Raw genomic sequence first — 9,990 nt, 5'->3', positions numbered from 1 at the left:
TCGAGCGGCACGCCCTTGCGCTCCTTGAGCAGCAGCGTAGCGATCAGCGAGAGCACAACGGTCGGTAGCGTCGACATCTCGATCAGCAAGGCGTGGACGTCGCGCGCCTTCGACATCACCACGAAGGACCTCGGCGACAACGCGCAGCCGACGCAGCAGTTCTTCGGCATCCACACGACGAACGGCGGCAAGGTCGCGATCTTCGCCGGCGGCATCCCGCTCTCGCGGGACGGCGTCGTCGTCGGTGCGGTCGGCGTGAGCGGCGGATCCGGCGAGCAGGACCACTCGGTCGCCGAGGCGGGCGCCGAGGCCTTCTAGCGAGCGGCGGCAAAGAGGGAGGGAGGAGGAGCTCGCGCTCCCCCTCCCTCCCTTCACGTTGTCAGCGCTTCGCCGAAACCTCGACAGGTGCCGACACGTCGGCGCTGTAGTTCTCCCAGGCACCCGAGTGCTCGGACTCGATGTCGAGCGGCACGCCCTTGCGCTCCTTGAGCAGCAGCGTAGCGATCAGCGAGAGCACAACGGTCGCGAGAAGGTAGAAGACGATCGCCCACGTCGTGCCCGTGGACTGCAGGAGAGCCTGCGCGATCGTCGGCGCGAACGCACCGCCGATGATGGCGCCGATCGCGTAAGCGATCGAAACACCAGAGAACCGGACCGAAGCGGGGAACGACTCCGCGTACCACGTGGCCTGGCCACCGTACGTCAGTCCAAGACCCGCACCGAGGATGATCGTCCCGAGCGCCACGCCCCAAACGCCTTGCTCCACGAGCACGAAGAGCGGGACGATGCCGATCGCCAGGACGATCCAGCCCAGCACGAAGGTCCGCTTGCGCCCGAATCGGTCAGACAGCGCACCCGCTGCGAAGGTGAAGACCAGCCACGAGAGCGAACCTGCGAACGTAGCAAGCTGGACGCCGACGGGGTCGAAGCCGAGGCCAGGAGGCGTGCCATCGGTGGGCCGCGATGCGAGCCCTTGCACGTAACCACCGGTCGTCATGTAGCCGGTCGCGTTGTTGGCCATGAAGACGAATGCGCAGAGCACGACGACGAGGCCGTACTTCTTGAAGACCTGGACGATCGGCGCCGACTCCTGCTGCGCCGTCTGCTTGATCTCCTCGAAGACCGGCGACTCGTCGACGGAGCGGCGGACGACATAGCCGACCACGACGAGCAGGATGGAGACGAAGAAGGGGATGCGCCAGCCGACCTCGAGGAACGCGTCGCCGGGGAACGCCGCGCGGATGCCGGCGAGCACGCCGGTGGCGAGCAGCATGCCGAGGGGCACACCGGCCTGCACGAAGGAGCCGTAGAGGCCGCGACGGTGCACTGGCGCGTGCTCGACCGCCATAAGAACGGCGCCGCCCCACTCGCCACCCGCAGAGATGCCCTGCAGGATGCGAAGAGTGATGAGCAGGATCGGGGCGATCCAACCTGCCTGGTCGAAGGTCGGCAGCGCGCCGACGAGCGTCGTCGCGACTCCCATGAGGAGCAGCGTGAGCACGAGCATGGGACGACGGCCGACCTTGTCGCCGAAGTGGCCGGCCAGGAAGGCACCGAGCGGGCGGAAGAGGAACGAGATGCCGATCGTGATGAGCGACAGGATCTGCATCATGCCCTCGCCGGCGGGCTGGAAGAACAGCTGGGCGAAGACGAGGTTCGCCATGAAGGCGTAGATGAAGAAGTCGTACCACTCGATGGTGGTGCCGACGACGACGGCTCCGAGGACCTTGTTGCGCTCTCGGGCGGTTTGCGGGGCACGAGTCGTGCTGTGGGACACGCTGACTCCTTTGTCAGGGGCGGCCGGACCGGCGGTCGGGCTCGGGACTGAATGGAACATATACGATTTCGTGCACGACGGCAAGGGCATCGAGAACACCGTTCGTCGCGGATCTCCCCGGCGGCCTCACTCCTCCTTGCAGATCGGATTCGGAATCGTATACGATGCCCGCATGGATGCATCGTCGCACCGCATTGCGGGCACTCCCCCGGCCGCTGACTCCGCATGGCAGCTCATCGGCGCGAAGCCGGCCAAGGTCTTCGCGATGCACATCGGCTACGCCGCTCGCGCCGCGCAGAAGGGCCGCACGCCCGAGGCGCCCGGCTTCTTCCTCAAGCCCCCCACGTCGCTCTCGACCGGCGGCGAGGTGGAGCTGCCGGCTGGCACGGAGATCTTCGGCTTCGAGGGCGAGATCGCGATCATCATCGGCAGCCACGCGCGACGCGTCGACGAGGCGGATGCCTGGGCGCACGTCGCCGCCGTCACCGCCTCCAACGACCTCGGCGTCTTCGACCTCCGCTGGGTCGACAAGGGCGCCAACCTGCGCTCGAAGGGCGGCGACGGCATGACGCCGATCGGGCCGGCCCTGCTGCCCGCCGACCGCCTCGACCCCGCGGCGATCGAGGTGCGCACCTGGCTCGACGGCGAGCTCGTGCAGGCCGACTCCACCGCGACGCTGCTCTTCCCGCTCCCGCAGATCGTGAGCGACCTGTCGCAGCTCATCACGCTCGAGCCCGGCGACGTCATCCTCACCGGCACGCCCGCGAACGCCTCGACCTTCGCCCCCGGGCAGACCGTCGAGGTCGAGGTGACCGCGACCGCCATCGACGGCGAGCAGCTCTCGAGCGGCCGCCTCGCCACCACGCTGCGGGTCGGCGACCACGAGCTGCCCGCCTACTCGGCGCAGCCGAAGCCGACGCCCGACCAGTGGGCCGACGCATCCGGCCGCCCGCTCTCAGACTTCGAGCAGCCCGCGACGCCGGTGCTCGACGACGAGCTCCGCGCCAAGCTGTCGACCGTCGCGCTCGCGACCCTCTCATCGGGCTTGCGCAAGCGCGGCCTCAACAACGTCTCGATCGACGGCCTGCGCTCGACCCAGCCCGGCAAGCGCATCGTCGGCACCGCCCGCACGCTGCGGTACGTGCCCAACCGCGAGGACCTCTTCAAGCGCCACGCGGGCGGCTACAACGCTCAGAAGCAGCTGTTCGACTCGCTGCAGCCGGGTGAGGTCGTCGTCATCGAGGCCCGCGGCGACAACCGCTCTGGCACCCTCGGCGACATCCTCGCGCTGCGCGCGCGTCACCTCGGCGCCGCTGGCCTCGTCACCGACGGCGGCGTGCGCGACCTCGATGTCGTCACCGAGATCGGCGTGCCGACCTACCACGGCGGAGGCCACCCCGCCGTGCTCGGCCGTCTCCACGTGCCGTGGTCGCACGACGAGACGATCGCGTGCGGCGGCGCCACGGTGCAGCCCGGCGACATCATCGTCGGCGACGGCGACGGCGTGCTCGTCATCCCGCCCGCCATCGCGCTCGAGCTCGTCGACGAGGCGATCGTGCAGGAGCGCGAGGAGGAGTTCATCGCGGCCCAGGTCGACGCCGGGCACCCGGTCGAGGGGCTGTTCCCGATGAACGCCGAGTGGCGCGCGAAGTACGAGGCGACCCTCGAGGATGCGAGCCGCGCATGAGCGCCAGGCGCGCGCGGGCCGCGGCGGTCGCGGAGTCGGGCGGCACGGTCACGCCGTCGAAGTCGCAGCGCGCCTACGACCTGCTCCACGACCGGATCGTCGACGGCACCTACTCCCCCGGCTACCGGCTCGTGCTCGACGCGATCGGCCGTGAGCTCGACATGAGCGTCGTGCCGGTGCGCGAGGCGATCCGTCGGCTCGAGGCCGAGGGGATGGTCACGTTCGAGCGCAACATCGGCGCGCGCGTCGCCGAGATCGACGAGCTCGAGTACCACGACACGATGGAGACGCTCTCGTTCGTCGAGGGCGCCGCCGTCATGCTCGCCGCGGGGCTCTACTCGAAGTCGGACCTCGACGAGGCGCGCGCCATCAACGCGCAGATGCGCGAGACGCTCGCCGCCTTCGACCCCGTGCGGTTCACCGCGCTCAACGAGGCCTTCCACCGGCGGCTGACCGACGTGTGCCACAACGAGGTGCTCGGCGACGTCATCGACAACGGCTGGAAGCGGCTCTCGCGGCTGCGCCAGTCGACCTTCTCGTTCGTGCCCAGCCGCGCCGTCTCGTCGGTCGACGAGCACGAGGCGATCCTCGACCTCATCGAGGAGGGCGCCGACCCCCGCCGGATCGAGCTCGCCGTGCGCGCGCACCGGCTCGCGACCCCCGACGCGTACCTGCACCGCAACCGCCCGACCACTTCCTGAACCTCCTCGCACCGACCCGCCGTCGAGCGCGGGACGAACCGACAGAAACGGAGCCATCATGGCCACCCAGCCCGCAGGCATCCCCGACCTGATCCCCCACTACATCGACGGCGAGCGCGTCGCCTCCGTCGACGGCGACACCTTCGGCGTGCTGAACCCCGTCACGAACGAGGACTACACGCGCGCCGCCTCGGGCAAGCAGGCCGACATCGACCTCGCCGTCGCCGCGGCGACGCGCGCCTTCCACGAGGGCCCCTGGCCGCGCATGAAGAACCGCGAGCGCGCGCGCATCCTCAGCCGCATCGCCGACATCGTCGAGTCGCGCGACCAGGAGCTCGCGCAGTTCGAGTCGTGGGACTCGGGCCTCCCCATCACGCAGGCGAAGGGGCAGGCGCAGCGCGCCGCCGAGAACTTCCGCTTCTTCGCCGACCTCATCGTCGCGGGCCGCGACGACACCTACAAGGTGCCCGGCACGCAGGTGAACTACGTCAACCGCAAGCCCAAGGGCGTCGCGGGCCTCATCACGCCCTGGAACACGCCGTTCATGCTCGAGTCGTGGAAGCTGGGCCCCGCGCTCGCCTCCGGCTGCACCGTCGTGCTGAAGCCTGCCGAGTTCACCCCGCTGTCGGCGTCGCTCTGGGCCGGCATCTTCGAGGAGGCCGAGCTGCCGCGCGGCGTCTTCAACCTCGTCAACGGCTTCGGCGAGACCGCGGGCGACGCGCTCGTGAAGCACCCCGACGTGCCGCTCATCTCGTTCACGGGCGAGAGCAGCACCGGCAAGCTCATCTTCGGCAACTCGGCGCCGCACCTCAAGGCACTCTCGATGGAGCTGGGCGGCAAGAGCCCCGCCGTCGTCTTCGCCGACGCCGACCTCGACGCCGCGATCGACTCGACGCTCTTCGGCGTCTTCTCGCTCAACGGCGAGCGCTGCACCGCAGGCAGCCGCATCCTCGTCGAGCGCTCCGTCTACGACGAGTTCGTCGAGCGCTACGCCGAGCGCGCGCAGCGCATCGTGGTCGGCGACCCCGCCGACCCCAAGACCGAGGTGGGCGCGCTCGTGCACCCCGAGCACTTCGACAAGGTGATGTCGTACGTCCAGATCGGCAAGGGCGAGGGCCGCCTGCTCGCCGGCGGCGGCCGGCCGGAGGGGTTCCCCGAGGGCAACTACGTGGCGCCCACGGTCTTCGCCGACGTCGCCCCGGATGCCCGCATCTTCCAGGAGGAGATCTTCGGCCCGGTCGTCTCGATCACGCCGTTCGACTCCGACGAGGAGGCGCTCGAGCTCGCGAACAACACGAAGTACGGGCTCGCCGCCTACATCTGGACGAACAACCTCAAGCGCGCGCACCTGTTCTCGCAGAACGTCGAGGCGGGCATGGTGTGGCTCAACAGCCACAACGTGCGCGACCTTCGCAGCCCGTTCGGCGGCGTGAAGGCGTCGGGCCTCGGCCACGAGGGCGGCTACCGCTCGCTCGACTTCTACAGCGACCAGCAGGCCGTGCACATCACGCTCGGCGACGTCCACACCACCCGCTTCGGCGCATCCGCCGACCACTGAGCTTCGAAGGAGCAGCATCATCATGAACGAGATCCCCAAGCCCAGCGTGCCCGCCCCCGACATCATCCGCTGCGCGGCGATGGACCTGGTCGTCACCGACCTGGCGGCGAGCCGCGCGTTCTACGTCGACGTGCTCGGCCTGCACGTGACCGAGGAGGACGACGAGGCGATCTACCTTCGGTCGTTCGAGGAGTTCATCCACCACAACCTCGTGCTGCGCAAGGGCCCGGTCGCCGCCGTCGCCGCGTTCGCCTACCGCGTGCGCACCCCCGAGGACGTCGACCGCGCCGAGGCCTACTACCAGGAGCTCGGCTGCCGCACCGAGCGTCGCGCCGACGGCTTCCAGAAGGGCTTCGGCGACAGCGTGCGCGTCGAGGACCCGCTGGGCTTCCCGTACGAGTTCTTCTACGCGACCGAGCACGCCGAGCGCCTGCACCAGCGCTACGACCTCATCTCGGCCGGCGAGCTCGTGCGCCTCGACCACTTCAACCAGGTCACCCCTGACGTGCCTCGCGGCCGCAAGTACCTCGAGGACCTGGGCTTCCGCGTCACCGAGGACATCCAGGACGACCAGGGCGTCACCTACGCCGCGTGGATGCAGCGCAAGGGCACCGTGCACGACACGGCGCTCACGGGCGGCAACGGCCCGCGCATGCACCACATCGCCTTCTCGACGCACGAGAAGCACAACATCATCCAGATCTGCGACAAGCTCGGCGCGCTCCGGATGTCGGACCACATCGAGCGCGGCCCGGGCCGCCACGGCGTCTCGAACGCGTTCTACCTCTACATCACCGACCCCGACGGGCACCGCGTCGAGATCTACACGCAGGACTACTGGACCGGCGACCCCGACAACCCCGTCATCACCTGGGACGTGCACGACAACCAGCGTCGCGACTGGTGGGGCAACCCCGTCGTGCCCTCCTGGTACACCGAGGCATCCCCGGTGCTCGACCTCGACGGCAACCTCGTCGAGGTCGTCGAGCGCACCGACTCGAGCGAGATGGAGGTGACGATCGGCGCCGACGGCTTCTCGTACACCCGCCCGGGCGACGACGACGGCACCTACCGGGGCGAGGCGTCGAAGGGCTTCAAGATCGGCAACCAGCTGTGACGACGGGAGCCGTCGCGCTCGGGTCGGGCGGACCCGGGCGCGGCCTCGACGACGCGACGGTGATGGCGATCGCCGACGAGCTCGCCGAGGCGACCCGCAGCCGCGGCACGATCGAGCGGATCTCCACCCGCTACCCGGCGGCGACGATCGAGGACTCCTACGCGGTGCAGCGCATCTGGCGCACGCGCCGCGAGGAGGCCGGCGCGCGGCTCGTGGGCCGCAAGATCGGGCTCACGAGCAAGGCCATGCAGTTCGCGACCGGCATCAGCGAGCCCGACTACGGCGTGATCTTCGCCGACCAGGCGCACCCGTCGGGCGCGGTCGTCGAGCACGCGCAGTGGTCGAACGTGCGCGTCGAGGTCGAGCTCGCGTTCGTGCTGCGCTCCCCGCTCGAGGGCGAGGGCCTCACCGTCGAGCAGGTGCTCGAGGCGACCGAGGTCGTGGTTCCGGCGCTCGAGATCCTCGACTCGCACATCCAGCTCGAGGGCCGCACGATCGTCGACACGATCAGCGACAACGCCGCCCTCGGCGCGATCGTCGTCGGCGACGTCGAGGTCGGTCCGTTCGACCGCAACCTCGCGTGGGTCGGCGCGCACTGCCTCGTGAACGGCGAGATCATCGAGACGGGCGTCTCGGGCGGCGTGCTCGGCCACCCCGCGAACGGCGTCGCCTGGCTCGCCGGCAAGCTCGCGCAGCACGGCGACCGGCTCGAGGCGGGCGAGCTCATCCTCGCCGGCTCGTTCACGCGGCCCGTGTGGGTGCAGCCCGGCGACGTCGTCACGGCGCACTTCCAGGACATGGGCTCGGTCGAGGTGACCTTCCGATGAGCACCTTCCGCGACGTCCTCTCCTCCGCCGAGGCTCCGCTCGTGGGCCTGTGGAACGCATCCGGCAGCGCCCTCGCGGCCGAGATCATGGCGGGCTCCGGCGCCGACCTGCTGCTCGTCGACGGCGAGCACGGGCCGATCTCGATCTCGGAGATGCTGCCGATCCTGCAGGCCGCCGCCGCCTACCCGGTGACGACGATCGTGCGGGTGCCGTGGAACGATCCGGTGATCATCAAGCAGGCGCTCGACCTCGGCGCCGTCAACGTGCTCGTGCCCATGGTGTCGACGGCGGCGGATGCGGCGGCCGCCGTGCGCGCAGCCCGGTACCCGGGCGCGGCCGGCGAGCGCGAGGGCGCGCGCGGCATCGGCTCGGCGCTCGCTCGCTCGTCGCGCTGGGGCCGGATCGCGGGCTACGTGCCCGACGCGGATGCGCACGTGTCGGTCACCGTGCAGATCGAGACCGCCGAGGGGGTCGCGAACGCGGCCGAGATCGCGGCGGTCGACGGGGTCGACGCGGTCTTCATCGGCCCGGCCGACCTCGCGGGCTCGATGGGCTTCCCCGGTCGCGCCTCGGCGCCCGAGGTCGTCGCCGCCGTCGACGCGGCGATCGACGCGGTGCGCTCGGCCGGCACGCCCGTGGGCGTGAACACGTTCGTCGAGGCCGACGCCGACCGCTGCATCGCCCGCGGCGCGGCGTTCGTGTTCGTCGGGGCTGATGTGACGCTCATGGCTCGCGGCTCGGAGGCCGCAGTCGCGCGGCTCAAGCAGTCGAGCTCGGAGACCGACGAGTACTGACCCCGCGTCGAACGCCGAACTTCCCGAGACTCCGGGTTCGAGTCGAGAACCCGGAGTTCGGGGAAGTTCGGCTTCACGAGCGGTCATCCCTTGTGGTCGTTGGCTAATTTGATTAGCCTAAGCGCATGACCACCTCTATCCTCGAGCTCGACGGTGTCGCGCTCGCGTACGACCTCGCCGGCCCGGTCGACGGCCCGCTCGTCGTGCTCCTGCCCGGCATGGGCGACCTCCGCAGCGCCTACCGCCACGTCGTCCCGCTGCTCGTCGCGGCGGGCCTCCGCGTCGCGACGCTCGACCTGCCGGGCCACGGCGACTCCGGCATCTCCCCCGTCCCGGTCGGGCAGGCGCAGATCGCGCGGGCCGCGGTCGCGCTCGTCGAGCGGCTCGGCGGCCCGGCCGTCGTCGTCGGGCACTCGTTCACGCCCGACTCCGCGCTGCTCACGACGCAGCTGGCCCCTGACGCGATCGTCGGCGCGGTCGCGATCGCGCCGTGGGCGACGACGCCGACGCCGTCGCGCCTGATGGCGGCCATCACGCGCCTCGTGACGCGCACGCCGATGCTGTGGTCGCTCTTCTACCGGTCGCTGCACAAGGCGCCGCCCGTCGACCTCGCTGCACATCGACGGCGCATCGTCGCGTCGCTGCGCCGGCCGCACGGCACCGACGCCTTGGTCGCGATGGGGACGGGAAGGACGAAGGATGCGATCGGTGCGCGCGCCACGCAGGTCGCTCCCGTGGCGGTCGTCATGGGCGCTGCCGATCCCGACTTCACCGACCCTGCCGCCGAAGCCCGCGACTACGCCGACGCCACGCGAGGCGAGGTCGTCATGGTGCCGGGAGCCGGGCACTATCCGCACGCCGAGCGTCCGGGCGAGACGGCCGCCGCCATCCTCGCGCTGGCCCGCCGCGTCGGCTGGCAGGTCGGCGCGCGTGCCTAGGGCGGGCCTCTCCCCCGAGGCGCTCGTCGACATCGCGCTCGCCGAGCTCGACGCCACGGGCGGCGCGCCGCTGTCGATCGGCACGGTCGCCGCCCGGGCGGGCGTCAAGCCGCCGTCGATCTACAAGCACGTCGCCGGGCTCGCCGAGCTCGAGGCCCTCGTCGGCGCGCGCATCTACGACGACCTCGGGGAGGCCGTCGCCGCGGCGGTCGACGGGCGGCAGGGGGCGGATGCGGCGCGCGCGTTCCTGCACGCGTACCGGTCGTTCGCGGTGCGCCACCCCGGCCGCTACCGAGCGCTCCCCCCGCGGCCGGTCGGTCACCCCGCGCTCGCCGCGGCCGGCGCGCGCGTGATGGCGATCGCCGAGCGCGCCGTGGCGGACCGCGGCGGCGACGATGCGATCCACGCGCTGCGCGGGCTGCGCGCCGCCGCCCACGGCTTCGCGACGCTCGAGGCCGCCGGCGGCTTCGGCCTCCCGGCCGACGTCGACGCATCCTTCGACCGACTCGTGGAGCAGCTCGTCCGGCTCTGAGGTCTCGCCGCGCGCGAAGGGGCCGCCGCCCGACGGCGACGACCCCTCCTCGATGGCGA

10 protein-coding genes are annotated in these 9,990 nt (G+C 71.0%); 9 read left to right on the top strand and 1 reads right to left on the bottom strand.

Annotation, left to right across the window (positions count from 1 at the left end):
- On the top strand, positions 1 to 318 hold a 318-nt coding region (locus ABD106_RS13115), incomplete at its 5' end, for a GlcG/HbpS family heme-binding protein (RefSeq protein WP_343921026.1).
- A gap of 61 nt (positions 319 to 379) precedes the next feature.
- On the opposite strand, the gene ABD106_RS13110 is transcribed toward ABD106_RS13115, so the two are convergent.
- Positions 380 to 1,777 carry an MFS transporter gene (locus tag ABD106_RS13110; RefSeq protein ID WP_343921024.1) on the bottom strand — a complete coding sequence of 466 codons (1,398 nt, stop codon included), beginning with the start codon at positions 1,775 to 1,777 and terminating at the stop codon, positions 380 to 382.
- A gap of 172 nt (positions 1,778 to 1,949) precedes the next feature.
- Here ABD106_RS13110 and ABD106_RS13105 point away from each other — a divergent pair, with 172 nt between their 5' ends.
- The 8 genes from ABD106_RS13105 (at position 1,950) to ABD106_RS13070 (ending at position 9,931) form a co-directional block, all read left to right on the top strand.
- Positions 1,950 to 3,464, top strand: coding sequence for a fumarylacetoacetate hydrolase family protein (locus ABD106_RS13105; protein WP_343921022.1), 1,515 nt, complete (start codon positions 1,950 to 1,952; stop codon positions 3,462 to 3,464).
- Positions 3,461 to 4,165 carry a GntR family transcriptional regulator gene (locus ABD106_RS13100; protein ID WP_343921020.1) on the top strand — a complete coding sequence of 235 codons (705 nt, stop codon included), beginning with the start codon at positions 3,461 to 3,463 and terminating at the stop codon, positions 4,163 to 4,165. The genes ABD106_RS13105 and ABD106_RS13100 overlap by 4 nt, the downstream gene beginning before the upstream one ends.
- Before the next feature lie 58 nt (positions 4,166 to 4,223).
- Positions 4,224 to 5,723, top strand: a complete 1,500-nt coding sequence (gene hpaE / locus ABD106_RS13095) for a 5-carboxymethyl-2-hydroxymuconate semialdehyde dehydrogenase (RefSeq protein ID WP_343921019.1) — start codon at positions 4,224 to 4,226, stop codon at positions 5,721 to 5,723.
- A gap of 22 nt (positions 5,724 to 5,745) precedes the next feature.
- Complete coding sequence (hpaD, locus tag ABD106_RS13090) at positions 5,746 to 6,840, top strand: 3,4-dihydroxyphenylacetate 2,3-dioxygenase (protein ID WP_425545750.1); 1,095 nt, start codon at positions 5,746 to 5,748, stop codon at positions 6,838 to 6,840.
- Positions 6,841 to 6,902: 62 nt separating this feature from the next.
- Positions 6,903 to 7,667, top strand: a complete 765-nt coding sequence (locus ABD106_RS13085; protein ID WP_343921089.1) for a 2-keto-4-pentenoate hydratase — start codon at positions 6,903 to 6,905, stop codon at positions 7,665 to 7,667.
- Positions 7,664 to 8,461 (top strand): HpcH/HpaI aldolase family protein, encoded by a 798-nt coding sequence (locus tag ABD106_RS13080; RefSeq protein ID WP_343921017.1) that lies wholly within the window; start codon positions 7,664 to 7,666, stop codon positions 8,459 to 8,461. Before ABD106_RS13085 ends, ABD106_RS13080 begins: the two co-directional genes overlap by 4 nt.
- 125 nt (positions 8,462 to 8,586) lie before the next feature.
- On the top strand, positions 8,587 to 9,399 hold the full coding sequence (locus ABD106_RS13075) for an alpha/beta fold hydrolase (protein ID WP_343921015.1): 813 nt from the start codon (positions 8,587 to 8,589) through the stop codon (positions 9,397 to 9,399).
- Positions 9,392 to 9,931, top strand: coding sequence for a TetR/AcrR family transcriptional regulator (locus ABD106_RS13070; protein ID WP_343921013.1), 540 nt, complete (start codon positions 9,392 to 9,394; stop codon positions 9,929 to 9,931). Before ABD106_RS13075 ends, ABD106_RS13070 begins: the two co-directional genes overlap by 8 nt.
- Positions 9,932 to 9,990 lie beyond the last annotated feature (59 nt).

The organism is Agrococcus citreus, from assembly GCF_039527715.1.
In the GTDB taxonomy this organism is placed as follows: domain Bacteria; phylum Actinomycetota; class Actinomycetes; order Actinomycetales; family Microbacteriaceae; genus Agrococcus; species Agrococcus citreus.
The sequence above is the reverse complement of the archived record's forward strand: the minus strand, read 5'-3'. Positions and strand labels throughout refer to the sequence as shown.

Bases quoted from the DNA above. Each gene is read 5' to 3' on its own strand.
- ABD106_RS13105 (WP_343921022.1), top strand. From the start codon at position 1,950: ATGGATGCATCGTCGCACCGCATTGCGGGCACTCCCCCGGCCGCTGAC.
- hpaD (WP_425545750.1), top strand. From the start codon at position 5,746: ATGAACGAGATCCCCAAGCCCAGCGTGCCCGCCCCCGACATCATCCGC.
- ABD106_RS13075 (WP_343921015.1), top strand. From the start codon at position 8,587: ATGACCACCTCTATCCTCGAGCTCGACGGTGTCGCGCTCGCGTACGAC.
- ABD106_RS13080 (WP_343921017.1), top strand. From the start codon at position 7,664: ATGAGCACCTTCCGCGACGTCCTCTCCTCCGCCGAGGCTCCGCTCGTG.
- ABD106_RS13100 (WP_343921020.1), top strand. From the start codon at position 3,461: ATGAGCGCCAGGCGCGCGCGGGCCGCGGCGGTCGCGGAGTCGGGCGGC.
- hpaE (WP_343921019.1), top strand. From the start codon at position 4,224: ATGGCCACCCAGCCCGCAGGCATCCCCGACCTGATCCCCCACTACATC.
- ABD106_RS13085 (WP_343921089.1), top strand. From the start codon at position 6,903: ATGGCGATCGCCGACGAGCTCGCCGAGGCGACCCGCAGCCGCGGCACG.